This is a genomic window from Peribacillus simplex NBRC 15720 = DSM 1321 (assembly GCF_002243645.1).
In the GTDB taxonomy this organism is placed as follows: domain Bacteria; phylum Bacillota; class Bacilli; order Bacillales; family DSM-1321; genus Peribacillus; species Peribacillus simplex.
The window spans coordinates 3,242,581-3,265,865 of sequence record NZ_CP017704.1 but is presented as its reverse complement, the minus strand read 5'-3'; the positions used below and the strand labels follow the sequence as shown (position 1 = coordinate 3,265,865).

General features: G+C 41.2%; 23 protein-coding genes and 1 pseudogene. 10 read left to right on the top strand and 14 right to left on the bottom strand.

The window, feature by feature from the left end:
* Positions 1–3: 3 nt before the first annotated feature.
* Positions 4–930, top strand: coding sequence for a helix-turn-helix transcriptional regulator (locus BS1321_RS15745; protein ID WP_063234941.1), 927 nt, complete (start codon positions 4–6; stop codon positions 928–930).
* Between the two features lie 94 nt (positions 931–1,024).
* Here the strand turns inward: BS1321_RS15745 and BS1321_RS15740 are convergent, their stop codons facing one another.
* The 4 genes from BS1321_RS15740 to bioB all read right to left on the bottom strand — a co-directional run bounded on the left by BS1321_RS15740 (position 1,025) and on the right by bioB (position 5,163).
* Positions 1,025–2,191 carry an MGDG synthase family glycosyltransferase gene (locus BS1321_RS15740; protein WP_069981752.1) on the bottom strand — a complete coding sequence of 389 codons (1,167 nt, stop codon included), beginning with the start codon at positions 2,189–2,191 and terminating at the stop codon, positions 1,025–1,027.
* A 135-nt stretch (positions 2,192–2,326) separates the two neighbouring features.
* The gene (locus BS1321_RS15735; RefSeq protein ID WP_232522696.1) at positions 2,327–2,776 is read right to left on the bottom strand and encodes a DedA family protein; all 450 of its coding nucleotides are present in this window, start codon (positions 2,774–2,776) and stop codon (positions 2,327–2,329) included.
* A gap of 167 nt (positions 2,777–2,943) precedes the next feature.
* Positions 2,944–3,642 (bottom strand): polysaccharide deacetylase family protein, encoded by a 699-nt coding sequence (locus BS1321_RS15730; protein ID WP_063234939.1) that lies wholly within the window; start codon positions 3,640–3,642, stop codon positions 2,944–2,946.
* A gap of 555 nt (positions 3,643–4,197) precedes the next feature.
* Positions 4,198–5,163, bottom strand: a complete 966-nt coding sequence (bioB, locus tag BS1321_RS15725) for a biotin synthase BioB (RefSeq protein ID WP_063234977.1) — start codon at positions 5,161–5,163, stop codon at positions 4,198–4,200.
* A gap of 518 nt (positions 5,164–5,681) precedes the next feature.
* On the opposite strand from bioB, the gene BS1321_RS15720 reads away from it, so the two are divergent.
* The 4 genes from BS1321_RS15720 to BS1321_RS15705 all read left to right on the top strand — a co-directional run bounded on the left by BS1321_RS15720 (position 5,682) and on the right by BS1321_RS15705 (position 9,503).
* Complete coding sequence (locus BS1321_RS15720; RefSeq protein ID WP_063234938.1) at positions 5,682–6,266, top strand: biotin transporter BioY; 585 nt, start codon at positions 5,682–5,684, stop codon at positions 6,264–6,266.
* The gene (gene bioD, locus BS1321_RS15715; RefSeq protein WP_063234937.1) at positions 6,245–6,952 is read left to right on the top strand and encodes a dethiobiotin synthase; all 708 of its coding nucleotides are present in this window, start codon (positions 6,245–6,247) and stop codon (positions 6,950–6,952) included. The genes BS1321_RS15720 and bioD overlap by 22 nt, the downstream gene beginning before the upstream one ends.
* A complete protein-coding gene (bioA, locus tag BS1321_RS15710; protein ID WP_063234936.1) occupies positions 6,949–8,331 on the top strand; it encodes an adenosylmethionine--8-amino-7-oxononanoate transaminase in 1,383 nt (460 codons plus the stop codon). Before bioD ends, bioA begins: the two co-directional genes overlap by 4 nt.
* 224 nt (positions 8,332–8,555) lie before the next feature.
* On the top strand, positions 8,556–9,503 hold the full coding sequence (locus BS1321_RS15705) for a hypothetical protein (protein WP_063234935.1): 948 nt from the start codon (positions 8,556–8,558) through the stop codon (positions 9,501–9,503).
* Between the two features lie 210 nt (positions 9,504–9,713).
* On the opposite strand, the gene BS1321_RS15700 is transcribed toward BS1321_RS15705, so the two are convergent.
* Positions 9,714–9,905, bottom strand: coding sequence for a hypothetical protein (locus BS1321_RS15700; protein WP_063234934.1), 192 nt, complete (start codon positions 9,903–9,905; stop codon positions 9,714–9,716).
* A 164-nt stretch (positions 9,906–10,069) separates the two neighbouring features.
* Positions 10,070–10,351 (bottom strand): hypothetical protein, encoded by a 282-nt coding sequence (locus tag BS1321_RS15695; protein WP_063234933.1) that lies wholly within the window; start codon positions 10,349–10,351, stop codon positions 10,070–10,072.
* 197 nt (positions 10,352–10,548) lie between these two features.
* On the opposite strand from BS1321_RS15695, the gene BS1321_RS15690 reads away from it, so the two are divergent.
* Positions 10,549–10,821: a YesK family protein gene (locus BS1321_RS15690; RefSeq protein ID WP_063234932.1), complete on the top strand. Its 273-nt coding sequence runs from the start codon at positions 10,549–10,551 to the stop codon at positions 10,819–10,821.
* 39 nt (positions 10,822–10,860) lie between these two features.
* Positions 10,861–11,067, top strand: a complete 207-nt coding sequence (gene arfA, locus BS1321_RS15685) for an alternative ribosome rescue factor ArfA (RefSeq protein ID WP_063234931.1) — start codon at positions 10,861–10,863, stop codon at positions 11,065–11,067.
* Positions 11,068–11,337: 270 nt separating this feature from the next.
* On the opposite strand, the gene BS1321_RS15680 is transcribed toward arfA, so the two are convergent.
* A complete protein-coding gene (locus tag BS1321_RS15680) occupies positions 11,338–12,831 on the bottom strand; it encodes a peptide MFS transporter (RefSeq protein ID WP_063234930.1) in 1,494 nt (497 codons plus the stop codon).
* Between the two features lie 351 nt (positions 12,832–13,182).
* Between BS1321_RS15680 and BS1321_RS15675 the strand changes: the two genes are divergently transcribed.
* Positions 13,183–13,407 carry a hypothetical protein gene (locus tag BS1321_RS15675; protein ID WP_063234929.1) on the top strand — a complete coding sequence of 75 codons (225 nt, stop codon included), beginning with the start codon at positions 13,183–13,185 and terminating at the stop codon, positions 13,405–13,407.
* 101 nt (positions 13,408–13,508) lie between these two features.
* Here BS1321_RS15675 and rsiV read toward each other — a convergent pair whose 3' ends face one another.
* Both rsiV and BS1321_RS15665 read right to left on the bottom strand, forming a co-directional pair.
* On the bottom strand, positions 13,509–14,378 hold the full coding sequence (gene rsiV / locus BS1321_RS15670; protein ID WP_063234928.1) for an anti-sigma-V factor RsiV: 870 nt from the start codon (positions 14,376–14,378) through the stop codon (positions 13,509–13,511).
* Positions 14,363–14,878 (bottom strand): RNA polymerase sigma factor SigV, encoded by a 516-nt coding sequence (locus BS1321_RS15665; RefSeq protein ID WP_063234927.1) that lies wholly within the window; start codon positions 14,876–14,878, stop codon positions 14,363–14,365. The genes rsiV and BS1321_RS15665 overlap by 16 nt, the downstream gene beginning before the upstream one ends.
* Positions 14,879–15,063: 185 nt before the next feature.
* Here BS1321_RS15665 and BS1321_RS15660 point away from each other — a divergent pair, with 185 nt between their 5' ends.
* Entirely contained in the window at positions 15,064–16,470 is a 1,407-nt protein-coding gene (locus BS1321_RS15660; protein ID WP_063234926.1) for a polysaccharide deacetylase family protein, read from the top strand.
* A 99-nt stretch (positions 16,471–16,569) separates the two neighbouring features.
* Here the strand turns inward: BS1321_RS15660 and BS1321_RS15655 are convergent, their stop codons facing one another.
* On the bottom strand, positions 16,570–17,289 hold the full coding sequence (locus BS1321_RS15655) for a YebC/PmpR family DNA-binding transcriptional regulator (protein ID WP_063234925.1): 720 nt from the start codon (positions 17,287–17,289) through the stop codon (positions 16,570–16,572).
* A 260-nt stretch (positions 17,290–17,549) separates the two neighbouring features.
* Here BS1321_RS15655 and BS1321_RS15650 point away from each other — a divergent pair, with 260 nt between their 5' ends.
* Positions 17,550–18,275, top strand: coding sequence for a DUF4261 domain-containing protein (locus tag BS1321_RS15650; protein ID WP_063234924.1), 726 nt, complete (start codon positions 17,550–17,552; stop codon positions 18,273–18,275).
* A 68-nt stretch (positions 18,276–18,343) separates the two neighbouring features.
* On the opposite strand, the pseudogene eutC reads toward BS1321_RS15650, so the two are convergent.
* From eutC to eutH, 4 genes and pseudogenes are all read right to left on the bottom strand, one after another.
* A pseudogene (gene eutC, locus BS1321_RS15645) lies at positions 18,344–19,069 on the bottom strand (ethanolamine ammonia-lyase subunit EutC); the annotation flags it as partial.
* 32 nt (positions 19,070–19,101) lie between these two features.
* Positions 19,102–20,466 (bottom strand): ethanolamine ammonia-lyase subunit EutB, encoded by a 1,365-nt coding sequence (locus tag BS1321_RS15640; RefSeq protein WP_063234923.1) that lies wholly within the window; start codon positions 20,464–20,466, stop codon positions 19,102–19,104.
* An 18-nt stretch (positions 20,467–20,484) separates the two neighbouring features.
* Entirely contained in the window at positions 20,485–21,891 is a 1,407-nt protein-coding gene (locus tag BS1321_RS15635) for an ethanolamine ammonia-lyase reactivating factor EutA (protein WP_063234922.1), read from the bottom strand.
* A gap of 18 nt (positions 21,892–21,909) precedes the next feature.
* A complete protein-coding gene (gene eutH / locus BS1321_RS15630; RefSeq protein ID WP_063234921.1) occupies positions 21,910–23,181 on the bottom strand; it encodes an ethanolamine utilization protein EutH in 1,272 nt (423 codons plus the stop codon).
* Positions 23,182–23,285 lie beyond the last annotated feature (104 nt).

The following is a 23,285-nucleotide window of genomic DNA, read 5'->3' as shown; positions in this document are numbered from 1 at the left end:
CACATGTCAAAAGAGCTTTCCTATACGATCGAGGAAGTGTCACAGCTTTTAAAGGTATCTAAATTGACAATTTATGATCTTGTTAAAAAAGGGGAACTCCCAGTATTCCGTGTGGGAAGGCAGATGAGAATGGATGCAAAAGACTTGGAGTTGTATATTAATAACCATAAGTCCAGTGCATCCCCAGTTCCTGTTGCCGAATCCCCTAAAAACGAAATGAAGGATTCCCTTAACCTTGTCATAAGCGGTCAAGACATGGTGTTAGATATACTAGGGCAGCACATTCAGAAGGACTCCAGCTATAAAACATTACGCTCTAACACTGGAAGTCTAAGCGGTCTTATATCCATGTACAATGGGGATTCCGACATCGTTAGTTTGCATATGTTCGATGGAGATACTGGGGAATATAATCTTCCTTATATAAAAAAGATTTTGGTGGGTTATCCTTATATTTTACTTAATCTTGTTTCAAGGAAAGCTGGTTTATATGTTAAAAAGGGAAATCCTTTTGGCCTCACAAATTGGACTGATTTAAAACATAAAGACTTGGCCATCATCAATCGAGAAAGGGGATCGGGAGCACGAATTCTCCTTGATGAGCAGCTAAGGATTCACAATATATCTTCTAAAAATCTTAAGGGATATGAAAACGAAGAGACCAACCACTTAAGTGTGGCTTCAGCTGTTTCTGCTGGGATAGCGGATGTGGGTGTGGGAATTGAAAAAGCTGCAAAAATCGTTGGAATTGACTTTGTCCCATTAATTACAGAACGTTATGACCTTGTTATTTTAAAATCTCCAAAAAACGAACAGCTCATAAACGTTGTTAAGCGCATTTTATCATCGAATCCATTTCAAGCTGAAATCAAAGCTTTAGGTGATTATGATATTTCTCAGACAGGCTCTATCATTTACGAGACATTTTAAACAGGAAGGCTTCTGATTCAGCAGCCTTCCTGTTAAGTATGCATCAAACTATGGCAATGACTTCACTAGCATAAAAAGCCTTTTCTTACTGAGATCAGCTATAAAGAAGTTTGGGCTGTCGGGCTAGATAGGAAGGCGTACCATTTTGATTAAGATTAAGGATGAATTTCATGACCTCCACTATTCCCTCAGGTTTCTCCAACTCTATTTCCTTATGATAAGATTCCATGGATGTGTTCCATTTTTTCATTTTTTTCTGATCCTTCAATACACTCAACAATTGTTTTTCAAAAGGCGTTTTCTGATTAAGTTTAAATACAAGTCCTTGTTGTTTTAAATACTGTAGATTAATTTCCTCCTGCCCGGGAAGCCTTGAATGAACAAAAATGGGAAGCCTTTTTCGCAATGCCTCGCTAATCGTGACACCGCCCGGTTTCGTAACAATTGCGTCAACTTCTTCATAAAGCTTATTCATTTCAGACCTTGATGAGATATAAGGCAATGGTTTGATATGAGGTAAGTTCCATGTATCGATTTCTTCATAAAGCTTGTTGTTATTTCCGCAAAGGACTAAATAATCAAAGTCGGTTGAATTCTTCAACTCATCACCTAAGTTCAAAATCCCTCCCAGACCACTGTTTCCTCCGGATATCAAAATTTTTGGTCGTTCTGTGTTTCTTTGTACACGGGCATTTTTAGTGATTTCCTCGTGCACGGGGATGCCAGTGACCATCATCGTTTGTTTTGGTATTTGACGCTTACTCATCAGCTTTTCTTTTACTTCTTGACTAGGTAGAAAATGGGCATCTATCCCTTCGCTTCCCCAAACATTATTAATAAAATAGTCGGTGTACACGTTTATAACCGGTGTACTGCACTTCCCTTTCATCTTTAACTGACTCAAAAGATATGAAGGGAAGCCGTGAGTACACACAATTAAATCAGGCTTTTCTTCGGCTATCAATTGTTCCATCTTATTCATGAATAATTGCTGATACCACTTAAATATCCGTTCCTTTGGCGAGTGAACATAAAACAGATTTTTGTAGGCAAGATTATAGGTTTCCGGCGCATAACGGATCCATGTTAGATAACTATTTACAATGATTTTTTCTAGAGAGGTATTGGTATAACTGATTAGATCGATTTTTTTATAGGTAATCCCATTTGAATGCTTTTTTAACATATCCATTAATGCCTCTGCAACTTGATGATGTCCCGACTGCATTCGAAAGAGAGGTAAAAACAAAATCTTCTTCATATATGTCATCTCCTAAGAAATCATTCTGAAAATACGAAAATTTATAGTTCATGATATCTTCCTCTTACAATATCGTTGGAAAAATTCCTTTAAATGGATTTTTTCATTTCCAACGCTTTATACTAAGGAGCCGACTCAACTTTTGGACATTTGTTTTCTCTTTTTAAAGTATTTGATAGTAACATATAGTACAAAAATAACTAAAAATACAACACCTAAATATGGAACATATTTGGGATTAACATTAAAAGCATCCCCCACATAATAACCGGCCACTATAAAAGGGACGGTCCAGAGTATAGTGCCTAATAGGGAAAATAGGAAGTATTTCCGAAAGGGTATTGAAGAGATTCCTGCAAAGTATGGACTAATTTGTCTTATTCCCGGAATGTAAAATCCCAATACTAAGGTTTTTTCTGCATTATCCGTATAGTTTTTCTTTGCTTTCTCCCAGCGTTCACTCGTAATTCCAATGAATCTTCCATATTTATTTATAAATGGATACCCCACATATTTTCCGCATGCATAAGCTGCAAGCATTCCGATAAAAGCGCCGAGAATTGCACACAGCATTGCTAAACCCATTGAGAGCTTACCTTGGACAACCAACACCCCAATTAGAAATAGAAGTGATTCTTCTGGAGCAGGCACTCCCACAATGCCGAAGAATAAAAAAAGAAAAATGATCAGGTATCCATATGAATCAATAAAATGTAAAAGCGTATCTATATTCATAATACCCCCAGAATTAGTTATAAGTCTTTTAAAGTAATAAAGTGTATTCCTTTTTCCTTACTCTCCTGCAGGTAAATTTTTAACATTTCAATCATATGGCCTGGTGCTTCTTTATCCGCCCCCAAGGTTTCACCACAGTCATGCAGCAACAGAATGGAACCTTCTGTTGAAGTGCTTCGCAGTTGATCAAGCAAAGTATTTCTGCATTTTTCGACTTTCCAATCCCCGAAGATGCCGGACCACATTATCACTCTATATTTCTTACTGAAAAGTGGGGTGAATATATTAAAATGGCCCCATGGCGGTCTATAAAAAATCACCGTTTCATTCGTACATTCATTTATCGCCTTTTCAGTCATTTCCAACTGGTTCCGTAGATGGATTGGTGATAGCACCCAGCTTGAAACATGGTGAAAATGGTGGATCCCTATAGTATGTCCCTCTTCATGCATTCTTTTAATAATTTCAGGATTACTTTTCACTTTACTGCCAACAACAAAAAATGTGGCCTTTATCTCATACTCTTTTAAAAGATCAAGTAATTTTATTGTATATTCAGGGTTTGGGCCATCATCGAAAGTTAGCGCTACCCCATTATTCGAATTGATTTTTTTTGTTATTCCCAGACTGCATACACGAATAAGCACCGTTGGGATAATAGTATAAAATATTAATAGCAATAATAAAATAATAAAACTAATCAGCCATATATGCATCACACAAAACTATCCTCTCATTATTGATATTACCAATACTGATCCTTTCCCTATATCATCAGCATTTACCACAATGCAGCAAATGTTATTGTATTCAGGTAATTCATTAAAAAAACCTCTCCTTACAATTTAGCATTTTTTTTTCATTATTTTCACTTATCAATCATTTTTTTATTTTTGTAAAGGTTGAATGACCATTAGCTCTCTTACAGTAAAAAAATAAAACCCCCAGACTGTAGAGAAATTTGAAGAAAGCAGGTTGCCTATGTTTTTCTTTAAGGAAAGTTCCAGTTGATTTCAGATATCCGCTCCCTTTCCGCCGACTGCCTGCCAAGCGCCTTTGGTGTCTCGACTAGCCAGTTATTCGGCAGGAGTGTCGCAAATTTCTTCAATCCAGTGAGGAGTACAGTAAAAAAACATGAAGGATAATCTAGTCTTGTTTTAAAATCGTGGTTCGGGATGAGACCAATCCGAACTCCCTTTTGCTGACAAACAGAAAAAAAACACCCTAAGGGTGTTTTTTAAATCCATATTGTTTTCCTATAATCTTCTTTATCAAAGGGCACATTCTTCAATTTCAAAACCCAGGTCTTCGATAATTCCCCAATCCGCTGTGGGTTCTTGACCGGCTGTCGTTAAATAATCGCCGACGAAGATGGAATTGGCTGCATAAAGTGCCATGGGCTGCATAGAACGGAGATTGACCTCACGACCGCCAGCCAGACGGATTTCTTTACTCGGATTAACGAATCTCATCATCGAAATCAATTTCAGGCATTTAGTGGGGGTTAACTCGGAAGTTCCCTCAAGCGGCGTTCCGTCAATTGCATTGAGAAAGTTACAAGGTATGGAATCTGCATCAAGGCTGCGTAAGGATAGAGCGATTTCCACCGCTTCCGCCTCAGATTCCCCCATACCGAAAATGGCACCAGAACATGGGGACATTCCGGCATCTTTCACAGCTTCGACCGTATCTACCCGGTCTTCATATGTATGTGTCGATGTAATTTTGCTGTAGTTTTCCTGTGATGTATTCAAGTTGTGGTTGTAGCGATGGACGCCTGCTTCCGCTAGTTTACCGGCATGTTCCTCATTCAGGAAACCTAAACAGCAGCAGATTTTAAGATCCGTCGTTTCGCGGATTTCTTTTACCGCTTCAATGACATGATCGATTTCCCTGTTGGTCGGACGACGGCCAGACGCAACGATGCAATAAGTACCCGCTTTGCGGCGAATTGATTCTTGCGCTCCCTCGACAATCTTTTCTTTAGTCAGCCAAGCATATTTATCGATTGGGGCCTCCGACACGATCGACTGTGAGCAGTAGCCGCAATCTTCAGGACATAATCCTGATTTCGTATTGATTATCATATTTAATTTAACTTTTTTCCCATAATGATGCTTGCGTATGAGATAGGCTGCATTCAAAATTTCCAAAACCTCTTCGTCTGGGGCTTGTACGATGGATAATGCCTCTTCCTCCGTCACTTTATATCCTTTGATAACGTTCTCCGCTAACATCTTCCAATCCCTTACCAATGTTTCCAAACCTAATCCCTCTTTTCTTTTAATGTTGTATATTCATTCCCATAAATCTTCCGCGATTAATTACCAGAACCCCTTGGAACCGATTGGATAATTTTGCACACGCTAAATCAAATCTGTTGTTCCTGATGTGTTGCCATTAATGTGTGACGAATCGCCGGTTTATTGATTCCGTGACTATGTAATACTTTGGAAGGAGAAAGATCAACAATGCCTGGTAATGAAAACGATATAAATAGTTCTCCAGACAAAATAGAACTTTTAATTTGTTAACTTAAAATATTTTAAGTTAACATATCGATTGAATAATAACATACAAACAAAATATTATTCAATGGTCTTTTTTCAATATTTTCCTAGTCTGTTCTTTAAATCCTGAGAAAGCTGGCATTTTATATGTTAACTAAACTATAAATTAGTTGACATATAAAATAGGAATCAGGCAAACTAATAGTGGGCATTATGCTGGCATTTCTAAAAAGGAGGTTAAAAACTTGAAAGCAAGGACAATTTCTTATGTGGCCCTTTTTACCGCGTTAACTGCCATTGGCGCCTTTATTAAGATACCTATCCCATACATACCATTCACACTGCAAATTCTGGCAGTCTATTTGGCAGGCGCATTATTGGGGCCCCGGCTCGGGATGCTCAGTCAGTTATGCTACGTCTTGATCGGACTTGTCGGAGTGCCCGTGTTTGCTGAAGGCGGGGGATTCGGCTATATATTCAAACCCACTTTCGGCTATTTACTCGGATATATACTGGGAGCCTATGTAAATGGATGGCTGATCAACCGGTTTTCCCTCTCCACGATTCGTTCCATATTCTTTGCTAATGCCGCCTCTTTGCTGACAGTTTACCTTTTCGGCTGCATCTGGCTGTATGGTGCGATGAAGTGGATTGTGGAAACGCCGCTTTCAATCAACCAAACGATTCTTTACGGCTTCTTATTACCTGTACCCGGTGATTTAATGCTATGCATTCTTTGTGCTGTCATCATTCAACAAGTACGTCCCCGCATTGCAAAATATATAAACGTAAAGGAGCTGAATCATCCATGGGCCAAGCCTACTTTATAACTGGAACTGGCACGGATATTGGAAAGACCATCGTCACGAGTGCACTCTATCTGTCTCTTCAAACATTGGGAAAAAGCGTCACGATATTCAAGCCATTTCAAACTGGAATCAATAAGGAAAATAATACATACCCGGATATATTTTGGTTTGAGCAGGAACTCGGTGTAAAGGAATCAGGGTTTTACACACTGGAACCCGAAACCTCCCCACATTTGGCGATTAAATTAACCGGTAGTCTAATCGATGAGAAGCAAGTCGTGGAAAGGGTTCATGAACTCGAGGAAATGTATGACATCGTATTAGTCGAGGGCGCTGGCGGATTGGCTGTGCCGCTTATTGAACGAACGGAGGGTTTCTATATGACGGCGGATTTCATAAGGGATTGCAGCATGCCAGTCCTCTTCGTATCTACAAGCGGTTTAGGGGCGATTCATGATGTCGTGACGACCCATTCTTATGCCCAAGTTCATGATATAAACGTGAAAACCATTTTGTATAACCATTACCGGCCAGAAGATCGTATTCATCAAGACAATATCGAAACCATTGAAAAGCTGACTGGGCTGAATAGCCTCGCCTGCATCCCAACACTGGCCGATGTTAGAAAAGACTTGAGGAGCTGCATCCTTGATTTGCTTGATGACCAAGATTATACCCAACAACTGAAAGAGGTGTTCAAAGCATGAACAGTCAAGATTTAGAACAATGGGATAAGGAATATGTATGGCATCCGTTCACTCAAATGAAAACGTATCGGGAAAGTAAACCGTTGATCATCGAACGCGGCGAAGGCAGCTACCTGATTGATGTAGATGGAAAACGCTATCTCGACGGCTATGCTTCATTATGGGTGAATGTGCACGGGCATAACGAGCCGGAATTAAACGGCGCACTTATTGAACAAGTGAATAAAGTAGCGCACTCCACGCTGCTGGGATCTGCGAATGTACCATCGATCTTACTGGCAAAAAAACTGGCAGAGATCACTCCTGGTTCTTTATCGAAAGTCTTCTACTCTGACACCGGATCTGCAGCTGTGGAAATCGCCCTTAAAGTTGCTTATCAATATTGGCAGAATATCGATCCCGTCAAGTATCAGAATAAAAACAAATTTGTTTCACTTGACGAAGCATACCACGGCGATACTGTCGGAGCTGTGAGTGTGGGCGGAATGGATCTATTCCATAGAATCTTTAAGCCCCTCTTATTTCAACGGATTTCCGCTCCTTCACCATATGCCTATCACATGACTGAGTATGGAGATCAGGAAGCCGTGAAAAACCATTGCTTGACGGAACTGGAGAAGTTACTGCAAGAACAATCAGAGGAAATTGCAGGATTGATCATCGAACCGCTTGTGCAGGGAGCAGCAGGCATCATAACCCATCCCCAGGGCTTTTTGAAAGAGGTCGAACAATTATGCAAAAAGTACAACATCCTCTTAATTTGTGACGAGGTGGCCGTAGGGTTCGGTCGCACCGGTACAATGTTTGCCTGCGAACAGGAAGATGTCGTCCCTGATATCATGTGCATGGGCAAAGGGATTACTGGGGGATATATGCCACTCGCAGCCACCATCATGACCGAGCAAATCTTTCAATCCTTTTTGGGGGAACGAGAAGAACATAAAACCTTCTATCACGGCCACACCTATACAGGAAATCAGCTAGCCTGTGCCCTGGCCCTGAAGAATATCGAGCTAATGGAAAGCCGCAATCTCATTAAAGACATCCAGAAAAAATCAAAATATCTATCCGAAAAACTGCAAACGCTATACGAACTTCCGATAGTCGGCGATATCCGCCAGCGCGGCTTCATGATTGGAGTGGAAATCGTTAAAAACCGCCAAACAAAAGAAACGTTCACCCTCCAAGAGAGCGTCGTTTCCGGAATCATCCATACAGCACGGGAAAATGGCCTGATCATTCGGGAACTTGGTCCAGTCATCACGATGATGCCGATCCTTTCCATGTCAGAAAAGGAACTCGATTTCATGGTCGAAACCGTCTACCGTGCCATTCAGGAAGTCTCCATTTATAAAGGATTGATCCCAGCAGCAAACTGATTCAAAAAGAACCGGAAGGGCAGAGCTCATTCCGGTTCCTTGCTTTCTTCACAAAGCACCTTGATATACGGAGTACATATGCTGATTTCCTTCCATTGTCTGCACGGCTAAAATCATCATTAGCCTCTTTTTCAGTTTTACAAACCTATAGATTGACCTAGATATTTTTAATATTTTTGGGTATTTCTGCTATAATCAGGGTAAAAGGAAAGAGGTGAACCGTTTTGTCAGGCATAGAAAAAGAGTATGATTCCCCTACCAGAAAAGACTGGATCAGGACTTTTTATACTTTTGCTTATATAAGTCTGCTCATTCTAATTATCGTCTCTGGAATTATTCGCTATTTTCAGGCACCTGCTGGTAATGTTCAAGAGTCGAAACAGGAACAATCAAGTAAAAGTGAAAAAGTGAATGAAAGTAAAGTCATTGAAAAGGATCCCACCGTTACATCACTGGTTTTAAAACCATTAGCGGAATCACCAAAAGCAAAAATCATATTTGAACATGTCGGTTACTTTTTAATCCTGCTATTCCTTTTTATACTCATACCAATCCCGCTATTGAGCGTTAAAAGATTTAAATTCATGACCCTCGAAGTTGAAAGAGAATCTCAAGCCATCGAGGTAGCTAAGAATTTGACCATTCAACAAGATAAATTCGGACTTCTCTCTTACTGGTTAAAAGAGGATTTTAAATCATTGTTTTTAGAAGTTGAAAGGGATAATACAAGCTATAAGGACTTTCTTGAAGAAATGCTCTTTTACATGAGAGATCACTATAAAAATAATTGGGACTCCCATTTTGAATTTGATATAGTGACGGAAACCAAGTTTAAACAGAATTATTCAGCTCCTAAACTTGTTAAAAAATCTCTTCCCTCAGCAAAAGTGAAAGGAATCGGGCTTCCTATCAATAAAGAGAATGATAGATACATACACTTTAAAAACTTTATGATCCATACAATTAACGTCGAAGAAAATCTGCTGACTGAGGAAGAATGCTTAATTACTTATGTCATTGTCCTAAAGAGCTATCGAACCATTTTTGATGAATATGACGGCCATTTAGTATCAGGCTTAGCTTCATTAACATATGAATTATACCGAAGATATCACACATCTTTGGCTATTCAAGAAGAGGAAGATGTTGAATCTGAGGAAGAAATTAAGTAAAATAAAGGAAAGAGGTGATAACGATGTCTTTACCTAAAAGAAAATATAGTAAATCCAAACTATTTAAATCCGCAAGTAAGGTTGGTAAGTCACAGCCTCACGAGGTCGTTATTCCAACTTATCATTCGAACAAGTTGACACCGAATAGTCCGTCAGTAAAAAAAGTATTATCAAATGTAAATTAAAAATAACCCCTGATGACTCACGGGGTTATTTTTTAAGTCCAAGATATGTATTAATATACGGTTCCAGAATAGGGCTCCTGCCGATCCAATCCTTAGCTGATTTTATATGATCGGGACTCCATACAGGTGAAGATGGCATTTCAATACCTTTAGGTTTGGACCCGACTTTCCTAGCGCTTCTCAATAGTAGCTCATACTTATACTTCCTTCCCTCCATATCTTCCCTCCTACCCATAAAACACCTATCGTTATATATAATTATGTTTAAATGACTTTTTTATGCGCAGCCATTGGTCATCTTCTTCAATGAATCGATGGCATTAGAAAAGGCACCCTCGATGGGATGCCGTTTTTCTCCAAGAAATATTGGATGATGTCACTCTACTCAAACAAAGGGATTTCCGGGGGCATCCCGGCTTCTGGCAAGAAATAAATGAAAATGGTGAAACAAATGATAAGCAAGGAAAAGATGATTGCAATAAACGAAATGCCCAAGAGAAATTTCTTACCTGCTAAATATAAGCTGATCACCAGACTTGTAAAGCCAATGATCAAATAAATGCTGGCTCCAGCATATGAATTCAACTTTGGAGTAATTCCCGTGATGAAAAGCAGAACGAAAGTCATTTGCAGGGATATGCAAATTCTAAGTAAAAGTTTCATTTTTACCTTCTTTCTATTTTTGAAGTTGAGTAAGATATTAGTAAAATATAACACCCACTTCTTCATGACGCACCATTAATGGACTCCATTTTGAAGGAGGCAGCTACCCCCGGCTGCCTTTTTCATTCTTTAAATAAAAAAGAATAAATTTACTAATTATGGTATTATTTACATAATGACTTTAAGGAGGTTACAAAATGATGTTGGGAGTTCCCCTCCTAGTTGCTTGTGTCCCTGGATTGCTAGTAATACTTTTATCGTGGTGGTTTAGGAAATTACATTTATCTTTATTTGTTAGGCTTTTACCAGGCATATTAACCGTCATAACTTCAATTATTTTGTTTTACATTGGTTTTGTGAACATCAGAGGTTTTGAAGGAGCTGGATATGGAATACTGGCTTTCTTTTTACTTCCCTTTGCAATTGTGGCTTCAATTATTGCGAGTAAAAACAAAGGTGTGCAAAGCTAGAATTTTATTCAAATCACTATGAAAGTAGGAATATATACAATGACTAAAACGAATAAAACCAATAAGAAAACCATTGGTGAAATGACAAATAGCCGAATGCGTTGGGCGTTTGACCCCTCCACCCGTATTATTAAAAACAAAAAAGGAAAAGGTTCTTACAACCGGAAAAAAGAGCAGTCCTATAAAGGATGCTCTTTTTTACATTTACAGCTTGCAGCGGTTGGAAGATATCTGTTGAAAAATTAAACTTCTCAGATTGGCCTTCATCAAAATATACAATTCATGTTTGCGGCGTAATCGTTAAATGGCGGTAACCTTTGGTGAACCAATATTAGCAAACCTTCGATCTGTTTCCTCTTAAGAAAACTTTGCAGAACCGTATCATTTCTGAAATTCCACTGATCACTTTTGGAATATATATAGCACCCATTCAGGAAGTTGCAGTGCACGAGATATAACAAAAAAGATGACCCCGATTTATTCAGAGGTCATCTTTCTTTTGCTGCTTGCTAAGTGTTAGCGAATGCCTTTCATGTAACCTTGAATCTTTGGTGATAAGGCCATCAGGGCCAGTCCAAGGACTATTGAAGCAACACCGATCACTCCAAAATAAACCATTTCGGTTTGAGGTGTGTAGAATCTAACGATTTGTGCGTTCAGTGCTTGTGCTGCTGCACTTGCCAGGAACCACAGGCTCATCGTTTGTGCCGAGAATGCGGCCGGAGCCAATTTTGTAGTTGCTGAGAGTCCAACAGGAGATAAGCAAAGTTCTCCAAGTACTACAAGGAAATAGCTAAGTACAAGCCATAGCGGATTGACTAATGCGTCTGATCCACCGAAATAAACAGGAAGCAGGATCACCAGGAATGATAAACCGGCGAACAGTAGACCTATTGAGAATTTTTGAGGAATGGTCGGCTGACGCTTTCCTAATTTAATCCATAACCAGGCGAATACTGGTGCAAGGGTAATGATGAACAAAGGGTTCAAAGATTGGAACCATGCCGGGTTTATTTCTAATCCTGCAAAGTTCAACTGTGTCCGTTTGTCTGCATAGCTTGCCAATATAGTTGCACCTTGCTCTTGAATCGCCCAGAACATGACAGCTGCTATAAACAAAGGAATATAGGCAATCAAGCGTGAACGTTCAACAGAAGTCGTTTTCGGGCTGCGATACATGAAAATGAAATAAAGGGTCGGAATAACGATTCCTAGGATACCTACGAGATTAATAAAAGTTTCAATCGTTAAGATGCCTGCAGAAGCAGTGATGCCGATGATGGCAGCTATGATAAGCGCAGCTATTCCAAGTTTAGTGAATGTCGCTTTCTTTTCATTCTGTGATAATGGATTAGCAGGAAGAGTTCCAGCCAAGCCCAGGTTCTTTTTCTTTGTTGTAACAAAGACGATGAGTCCAATCAACATACCAATTGCTGCAAGTCCAAAACCAAGATGGAAGCTGTAGTCCATTCCGACTGTACCGACAACAAACGGTGAAAGGAATGCACCCATGTTGATACCCATATAGAATATACTGAAACCGGAATCCCGGCGTTCGTCATTTTCTGCGTAAATTTCACCGACAATGCTGGAAACATTCGGTTTTAATAAACCAGTACCCAGAACAATGAGTACCATGGAAACAAAGAACATGGAGAGACTGCCTGGTACAGCAAGGACAATATGACCGAGCATGATCAAGATACCACCGTAAAATACGGCTTTTGAAGTCCCGAAAATCCTATCGGCGAACCATCCGCCAATTATACCTGACATATATACTAAAGATCCGTAGATGGATACAAGGGCAAGGGCTGTGGGTTCATCAAGACCTAGTCCCCCTTTAGATACTTCGTAATACATATAGTAAACAAGAATTGCCTTCATGCCATAATAGGAGAAACGCTCCCAGAACTCAGTAAAGAAAAGGGTGAATAGTCCTTTTGGGTTTCCAAAAAAACCTTTTTGAGGTACACTATCCACAATTTTCTGTTTATTTATCGTTGCCATACCTAGCCCTCCTTTTATTATTGTATAATAACTTTTATTTTCACTATTGTAAACAAATATTTAGTATATTTAAATAATTAATTTCAAAATAAGATAGAAGTAGCTTCCCACCACGCAAGCAAAAGTTCGCATTCCCAAGTAAAAAACATTCTCTATAGTCTAATAGGGAGCATTCATCAATGATATATTGCCCTAACTTCACCAATGGTATTACGTTTGATATCACTTTGGTTGCCATGCACATCTAATGAGATTCCGCAAAAATAGAGAGAATCATTTTGAAAAAAAACCCAACCACAACCGTTATATACACCGTATAATAGATATAACAAAAAATGAGGAGGCACCATAATGTTCGGGATCATAACTGTTGTGCTGATTTTTTCCATCCCTATAATCGGCATACTGACAAGCCATTTCGAAAAACAGTCAAAAATCAAACACAATATGCTCAAAGTTGAATTGGAACTTGAAAAACTTAAACATGAAAACTTTCTTATGGAGACGGAAAAAATGAGGCTGGAGCTGGATCAGATGAAGTTCGATCAAAAAAGAGACGAGCCAAGGTTACTGTGATCAAGTAACGTTGGTTCGTCTTTTTTAATCGGTATTGTGCCGTTTTAAAAACCTTCCGCCCTTCATAAGAATAATTAATGCTCCATGCAAATAAGTTCGTTTTAATGGATATATTGATCGCCCACAAGATGATCTGACAGCACCTTTGTCGGGATGATGAACTCGACGGCCCCCATATATCCAGGCGCAGCTTCATAGCTGTTAAAGGCGATGACTAGCTTGCCATCTTCGTTTATATAAAAGTTTTGCTTTTCATCGATGCCTTTAAAGGCAGTAAGATCATCCTCTTCGACCCAATATATCTTTTCCGGATCTTCAGCCATCTGCCGCTTCATCTGTTCCTTGATGTTCTCGCTGATCACATGAAGATAGCGATCATCTTTAAACAAGCTATTTAGCGTTAATAGCACTTCGTTTTTCTTGTCGACTGTATCGAATTGACTTTCTGTAGAACTGGAAGCCTGAATCGTATCCGTATAACGCTGTACGGATAATATCGTTTCATTATCAGTCAATATCACATATCCGCTTTCCACCGAGATATTGCCCTTTTCCCCTTCCTTCAGTTTTGACATGGAGTCAGTGAATTCCTTATAAAGCTGCTTGCTTTCCGATAAATATTTATCATTCAAGCTATCTTCGAGCTGTTTATTCTCCAGACCGGATATAGCTGGTGTTTTGATTACTGCCGAGGAATTATTCGCTTCTTCTTTCCATTCGACGAAGGTAATCACTTCGATGACCTTATCGACTATCGGAATATCACTCATGGCTTTCGCCACTGCCGGACTGATGTTTACGGAAGCTGTCACAATCAGAAGCGCTGCAGCCGCTGATACGAGGATATTCCCGCCAACCCTTGGCTTCCTCCTGGGCTTTTCATTCAAGGCTGCTTGAACGACATCATTCAATTCCTTTGGTATCGGTGTTTTAAGATATTCTTCCCGCAGATCTTTTAATTTTTTTTCCATCTTTTCGTTTCCTCCCGTTCAGTCATGTTGATCCGCAATAGTTGCAGCGCTTTATATAATCTCGTTTTAATCGTGCTTACGTTCTCTTCCAGCGCTTCCGCTATCTCTTCCAACTTCAGGTCCTCAAAGAAACGGAGAACGACTACCGTTTTGTACTTGACCGAAAGTCCTTCCAGGGCCTTTTGCAAATCCAGGTCAGGATAGTGATCTTCCTCACCGCTGCGTAAGTATTCTATTGTTTCGTCATCGGCGACGGTCAGTTTCTTTTTCTTCCGCAAAACATCCAGTGCCGTTCGGACGATGATCTTATATAACCAACTATCTATAGAAGCAGCGTCTTTGATTTTGCTGCTGGAGGCTAGCGCTTTCCTGATCGATTCCTGCACGATATCAAGGGCATCCTCTTGATTTTTGACATAGTAAAAAGCAAGTCTGTACAAATTTTCTTGCCGTTCGGTTATCCGGGCCGCTATTAATTGATTCATATCTAGATTTTTCATTGCATGATAGAGCTCCTTACATTTAAATTACGTATCCTAGGTACAAAGGATAGACGCTCGTACAGCCATAAAAGTTTGAAAATGAACGAGGAAATATATAAATATAAAAAAATGAAATTTTTTACAAACTTTTAAGACTTTTGGCGCGTCTATATAGTAGAATGATTATCGAGGTGGAGTGCATCATGAGGAAATTAAATTATAAAAAAGTCTTTATTTTTCTATTTTGTCTAACAGCTGCTGTGGGAACATTGGGGTTAGCCATCAAAAGCCTTGCTTTTGATAAGAAAAGAACCGTTTCGGCCTATACAACCGATAAAAATTACCCAGAAGCCGATATACAAACGTATGTGAAAGATAATACGAAAGGCGGATATTCAGCCAGCAGACCCGTTCTGCATTTAGAAAATATCGACAAACAGCTAGAAGCCTACATAAAGAAAGAAATTAAAGATTATGAAAAGAAATGGAAAGCATCCGACGGAAAAGCTTCCGAGCTTAACCTCACCTATACGATCCTCCATTTCAGCAAACAGACCATTACGATTTCCTTCGATAAATATGAGCAAGTGGAAGGAAAGAAGCAGTCTGGATCCCAGATCTTCACTTATGATATTCCATCTCAGCAAAAGCTCTCTATAGAAGACATCTTTGCCACGGATACTGATTATTTATCCGTTTTATCCGATATTGTTTTTGAAGAGTTGACGGAGAAGGAAGAAGAAGGCATTTCAAACAGTCTCATTAAAAAGGAAAACAAACTGAAGGCAGCCAACTTCAATTCTTTTTCAGTCTTGAAAAATACGCTTGTATTCTACGTTAAGACTGATGATTCAACTAAGACCCATACAATAGCCATCAAGAAGGAACTTTTTAAAGATAGTTTGCTAGATTCATATCAAAGTCAAGATTTGAATGAGGATCGTGTAAAGGAATGGCAGCCGAAACATATCGTCGCCAAACTACCCGTGCAAAATGAATGGATCGACCCTTCAAAAAAGGTCATTGCCTTGACGTTCGATGACGGGCCACATCCAAGTCATACCATGTCCATTCTTGAAGACCTGAACAAGTATGATGGACACGCGACGTTTTTCGTGCTTGGAAGCCGCGTTCAGCACTATCCGGAAGTTTTGCAAAAAATGCTGCAGCAAGGAAATGAGATCGGCAACCATTCATGGGATCATCCGCAGCTGACGCGCTTAAGCAAGAACAAAATCAAAAGTCAAATCGAAAAGACCCAAGACGCTGTAGAAAAAGCTACAGGTGCTGAGCCAAATCTCGTCCGTCCCCCATATGGAGCGATTAACAATAATGTTCGTGAATACATGGAGGATATGAAAGTCACACTTTGGGATGTCGATCCCGAAGATTGGAAAGAACGCAATGATAAAAAAATCGTAAATAAAGTGATGAGCAAAGCCAAAGATGGCAGTATCATATTAATGCATGATATCTATCAAACTAGCGCCCAGGCTGCAGGAAAAATCATCAAACAACTGCATGACCAAGGTTATCAACTCGTCACAATTTCGGAATTGGAAAAGGTAAAGAAAGACCGTGAACTTTCCGGAATCACCATAAATGAATAATCAAAAGGAAAGAGCCTGTTTCGTGATTCGGAACAGGCTCTTTGCATTCAAATAAAATAAGCAGGCCTTTGATCATATAGCAAAGGTCTGCTCGTTTTTTCATTCACCAAGATCTACATTGTGATAAACTTGTTGAACATCTTCCAAATCTTCCAATGCATCAATCATTTTTTCGAATTGTGCTTGTGCATCTTCTGGAAGGGTCAGGTCATTTTGTGCAAGCATCGTCAGCTCTGCCACTGTAAAATCGCTGATTCCTGCATCCTTGAATGCTTGTTGTACAGCATGGAATTGCTCAGGTTCGGCATAAACGATGACACTTTCTTCTTCTTCAATGATATCACGTACATCAACGTCCGCTTCCATTAACAGTTCAAGAACATCATCAGCCGTTTTACCTTCAATCCCGATGACAGCCGTAGCATCGAACATATAAGCAACAGATCCGCTGACACCCATATTCCCGCCATTTTTCCCAAATGCGGCACGTACATCAGATGCCGTCCGGTTCACGTTGTTTGTCAATGCATCCACGATGACCATTGAACCATTTGGACCGAATCCTTCATAACGAAGTTCGTCATAGTTTTCTTCAGAACCGCCTTTGGCTTTTTCAATCGCACGGTCAATGATCGTTCTTGGAACATTGTACGTTTTCGCACGTTCAAGTACGACCCTTAATGCCTGATTGGACTCTGGATCTGGTTCACCTTGTTTTGCCACTACATATATTTCCCGTCCGAACTTAGCATAAATTCGACTAGTATTAGCATCTTTTGACGCTTTTTTTTCTTTAATGTTATTCCACTTACGACCCATTATATTCCACTCTCTTTCATCAATGATATATACGAATAGATTATTAAGATACTGCCCTACGAGAAAACCCACCAGGGGAATTCCTTTGAAGTTAGGCTATACGTTTACTAGATTATATTATACATCAATTGTATAATTTTGAAAAAGTCCTGTACATCCCTCACTGGCATTTATCGGAGCTTAGCGCAAATTTTTATGAAATACTATGGAAAAGATCAGTAGTGGTATAGTATGAAGTGATCGGAAAGGAGAGATGATCCATGAAGGACAACCAAATCATCATCGGGATACCCGGTAAATGGAAGGACCGGACAGAATTGATTCAAACGGTCGCTTCCCAAAGCGAAGGGTATCTGCTAGCCGGGAATGTTTTTCATAACAAGGATAAGAACATTACTTTTCAGGCGGAGATCCATGATTATGAACCCACTTTAAAAGATAGCTTTTCTTACGCCAGTAAAGACGCCTTTTCAGAGAGTGCATTAGAGGAAATCAATCATCATACCTTTACCGTTTATATAATAGCCGATGTATCCGATACCGGAACTGTTATCGATTTGATCGATGCCGGGGCTGCGATCCTAAGGGCAGGCGGAATGGCAGTGAAAATAGAAACGGCAGGAATTGCCCATTCAAAGGAAGATTGGCAGCATCTTCATCATAGCCCGGATATTCTCTCGGTATATGCCCATTTTGTCACGATCATCGGGGAGGAAGATTATTATTGTTCATTCGGAATGAAAGCTTTTGGTCTTCCGGATGCCGTGACACTTAACACAATGAGTCCGAAAGAGGCGGCTGCTCTGCTTAACACATTTAATTATTACCATTTAGGTGAACGGCCTCTCTTTAAGGATGGCGAAACCTTTAGCATTCAACAAGATGCACCCGACTTTATATTGACTGGCCTTCAGGACTTTAGATATGAAGAGGACCTTCCCTTCTACAACCCGTTTGGATTATGGAATTTAGGGACAAGTAAATAGAGGAGCAATTCGCTCCCCCCTTTTTGAGGACAAACTGAGAGGAGCTATTCGCTCCTCCTTTTATTTTTTCAACCGAGTTTTTCACGCTTTTCTTCTTCATGTTCTTTCTTCACGAGGGACATGCCGCTCGCTTGGTATTTGAGGATCTTTTGAATGACCGTCCCAAGATGTGCTCCAGCTTCAACGGGGGGGATCCCTCCTTTATGGATGTTGGAAATGACCATCCTCTCTGCTTCGATTGTGCCCAAACGTGGTTTATAGCAAATATAAGCGCTCAATGATTCAGCACTGACTAGACCAGGCCGTTCACCGATCAATAGGACAATGACCTCAGGTCCAAGGATTTCACCGATATCATCCATCACGGCAACCCGGCCCTTTTCAATATAAAAAGGTGTACCTGTATCCAGACCTGCCACCACCAAAGATTGTTTGAAAGATAAATAGACGTCCTCCACATTTTCTTCGATCGCCTTGGCACTTAAGCCATCGGAAATGATGATTTGAACCGTTGGGACCTTTATGCATTTGGCTTCTATCACCCGCTTTGCTTCATCCGAAAGCTTCCTACCATAGTCCGGACGCCGTAAATAGACTTCCTTATCATCGGCCTTCGTTTTCACTTTGAATAAATCCAAGCGTTTCAAAAGAATATCACTGACCTCACCATATACAGCATCGACGGCCGCCGCATGGTCAAAACGGAATTTCAGCCAAGAATCCGTTTTCGGCCGGGTGCCTGACCTGCCTACCCCTATCCGCGCAGGGGTTTTCGCTATCAAGGCATCCAAATCTTCCTTATTATTCATTCCCATATCATCCACTCCTAATGGTTAAATATAGTTGGATCACCGGCACGCTTCGTTAATTTTCCATTCTCCATAATCCCCATCTTCTCCAGCCAAGCTTCATATAATGGGGCAGGCCGCTTATCCAGCGTTTGCCTCAAAGTCGCTATGTCGTGGTAACTCAAAGACTGATAGTTTAACATGCAGTCATCCCCCATCGGAGTTGCGATGATGAAATTCACACCAGCCGCCGTTAAAAGTACACCCAAGTCCTCAATATCATTTTGATCCGCCTTCATATGATTCGTATAGCAAATATCCACACCCATCGGCAGTCCATGCATTTTTCCCATGAAATGATCTTCTAACCCGGCGCGGATGACCTGCTTGCTGTTATATAGATATTCAGGTCCGATGAATCCGACGACCGTATTGACAATGTACGGATCAAAATAGCGGGCAAATCCATAGTTCCTGGCTTCAAGCGTGACCTGATCGATTCCGAAATGCGCTTCCGCCGATAACTCTGAGCCTTGACCCGTTTCAAAATAAAGGTGCTGCGGGCCAGTGCCGGTCCCATAGGCCTTCGCGACCTCATTAGCTTCTTCGAGCAATTGAACGTTAATTCCAAAAGAACGATTGGCCGTTTCCGTTCCGGCTATGCTTTGAAAGATCATATCAGCAGGCGCACCCTGCTGTACGGCCTTAATTTGCGTGGTCACATGCGCAAGCACACAATTTTGGGTCGGGATGTTCCACTTCTGGATGACATCCTGTGTCGCATGAAGCAGCCGCTTTACGCTTTCGACTGAATCATCGACAGGGTTGATTCCAATGAGTGCATCCCCGATTCCATAGGAGAGTCCTTCTTTTAAAGAAGCCAGCATGCCATCCACATTGTCAGTCGGGTGGTTAGGCTGAAGGCGCGAAGCAAGCGTTCCTTTGTATCCGATCGTGCTATTATTCTTGGTGAGCACTTCGATTTTATTGGCTGCATGGATAAGGTCGAGGTTCGACATTAACTTGGCTGCCGCAGCAATCATTTCACTATTCAATCCCCTGCTTAATCTCTTTAAATCCTCGCCGGTCGTTTCGTCACTCAAAATATATTCACGCAGCTCGGCAACGCTCCAATTCTTCACAGATTGATAGATGGTTCCATTGATGAGACCATCTATGATCCGCGACACCTCATCCTCTTCCGGGGAGAGCAGGGGATAGTTCCTAATGTCCGCCAAAGTCAATTCGCTAAGCACCGCTTTCGCAGCAATCCGTTCTTGAACCGAATCTGCTGCAATTCCCGCAAGCCTATCTCCTGATTTCTCTTCATTCGCTTTGGCCAAGACTTCTTTCAACGATTTGAATTGATGGATTTCCCCAAAATATTGAGTGGATAATTTCATCGTATAATCCTCCTTTTCCTAACTGTGAAAGGTTAGCGTTTTTACTACAACCGGAACCACCCCTGTCCGCAGCAGCCTTCCTATATCTAAATAATCACCATGTTCCACTTCTGTCTGATCAATGCAGATGACCGGAAGATCCGGTTGGTTTGCTAGAATGGTTTGACCAAGTGCCTTCCCATAATCACTATCCATGACAATGATCAGAGGCTGCTGCCGATTCGGTTTTTGCTTTAGTGCCTCGGTAAAAGCGACTGCGAGCTGGTGGATGTCCCGAAATGATTGGTAAGGTAAATTCGTTAAATAAAACGCAAAGTTTAGGCCCTCCTGCTGGGGATCGTATATCGTGATCGCATCCTGAACAGCTTGTGCCATTCTCGCGGTTACATCATCAAGCACACCATGAAAATCGAGCCGATAGACTGGGATATTACGAACTGGCAGATGAGAATCATTCACCTCGATGGTAGCTCCGCTGATTTCAGTTGTATGTGCTCCTGCTCCAAGGACAGTCGCCCGAACCGTTTCAACGGGCTGTTCCCACTCCCATGCAGTCAATTCTTCATTTTCCTTAATAGAGGCGGCAAGCATCATGCCGATATCCCGGAAGCTTTTATCCTCCCGTTCTTCATGATAAATGCAATCACTGACACCTCCTGAGAACATCAACACATCTATTGGTCCGGTCCAAGATGGCTCCTTCCCCACTAATAGAAGTTCATCTTCTTTTGTGAATGAACCAGCCAAAAACCTCGAAAGCACCTCCGCCATTTCATTTGCGATGATTGCCCCATCACCAATCAAAGGAGAGAACCCCTTTGATTTCAGCCAATTCCCTATTGAAGGAGCAACATTCACCTTCGCTCCCTCCCACTCCACCAAACGGCCTCCTACATGCAGCGTGCAAGTTCCACAAAGCATGCCAGAACGGTATACGGCAATATTCGCCGTTCCCCCGCCAATGTCTATGTTCGCTACAGTCTTTCTTGTCTTAATGGAATGTTGATAGGCGCCGGATCCCTTGGCGGCAATGATTCCCTCCAAATCCGGACCGGCTGCCGCTACAAGAAATTCCCCCGCCGCTTTAGATAACCGGTATACCATTTCTTCTGCATTTTGTTTGGTTGCCGTTTCCCCCGTGATGATGACAGCCCCTGTTTGTATGTTTTCGATCGTAATCCCTGCTTGATGGTATTCACTTTCCACCATTCTTTGAACAGCCGGTATATCAATTACCGTCTCGGATAAAAGCGGGGTCCTGAATATGGGACTTCGATACAGAATTTCCTTATCGGTAATTTCGATTTTTGGCACCTGTCCGCCACCCGCCACATTCCTAAGCGAAAGCTCGCTGATAACAAGTTTCGTCGTACTGGTGCCAATATCAATTCCCGCACTGATGATTCGTTCCACCTGTTCATTCATTAAAATCACACCCCAGTTTTACACCACTTGGATTTCATTGCTTTCTTCCTCCTCGTTTTTCGTTTTATATTCATTAATGCCGATAACTCCTGCTGCACGATCCTTTTCCTCTAATTCCAAAGCTTTCGGAACGGACAGCCAGTAAGCAAGACCGATTCCAATCGCTCCGGCAGATAGCTTACCGACAATGATCGGTAATATTAAGGAGGGCTGAAAGTTGGCTGTGAATGATAAATGATCGCCTAATAGGAAGGCCGCACACACAGCGAAGGAAATGTTTATGACCTTATCCTTCGGCGGCATATCTTTAACAAGCCTGAACATCGCTAATATATTGGCAACCGTGGCTAATATCCCAGCACTCCCCGCTTTGCTCAATCCGATTTTTCCGCCCATCGCTTCAAGCGGCTTGCCTGCATATTTTTGAATCAGGTAAATCATTGGAAAAGCACCTGCCAGCATTATCCCGATATACCCCGCCGTTTCCAGGGCACGGAACTGGTCAGCCTTATCGGCCATGATCGGATGGAACCCCCAAGCACCAAATACATTGGAAAACAGTCCGGTGAAAATTTCCACGATCGAAAACACGAGTACAAGTTTAATCGCTGCATCCAATATTTTTCCAAACCACATGAAACCTTTGATCATCAAATCCGGCAGGAAATAAAGACCTAACGCGAGCAATACCACAAAAATAAGAAGGGGGGAAAGATTCAGGGCAATTTCCAAATAGCTCAATGCGAATTCGTATGTAGAATCCGCATTCGTGGAAATCACTTCGCGGATTTTCGAATTCGTTGCCACTACCAGCACGCTTGAGATAAAAGCGCCAATCGGAATCGTCAGGATTCCTGACATAACACCAAGTGCCATGTATTTATGATCACGCTTCTCCAGCATCGCAAGCCCCATTGGAATCGAGAATACAATCGTTGCCCCAGACATAAAGCCAACAATCATCGCCATGATCCAGCCTTCATATGATTCCTGCAGCTCGGCAGCTAATTGGTAACCCCCCATATCCGTTGCCAAAATCGTTGTTGCGGCGAGGGCAGGATCTGCACCGATCGCAGCGAAAACCGGGCCGCATACTGTATTGATGAACCATGATAAATAAGGGATCGAGGCCATGATTCCAGCTGCCGGGATAAATATATGGCCAACGGTATGCAAACCTTCCATGAACTGTTTCCCCAAGCCTTGCTCACTGTCTTTAATCGATGCAATAGCACCGACAACGGCACACACCATAATGATATAAATTACGAACTTACCTACCATCTCCATACATATTCCCCCTGAATTCCGATTTGATTTGGCCTATCGACTTTAAAAAAAGGGTATAAAAAAGACGCCTCTTATAGCCCAAACTTAGGTTTTTCGGCAGAAAT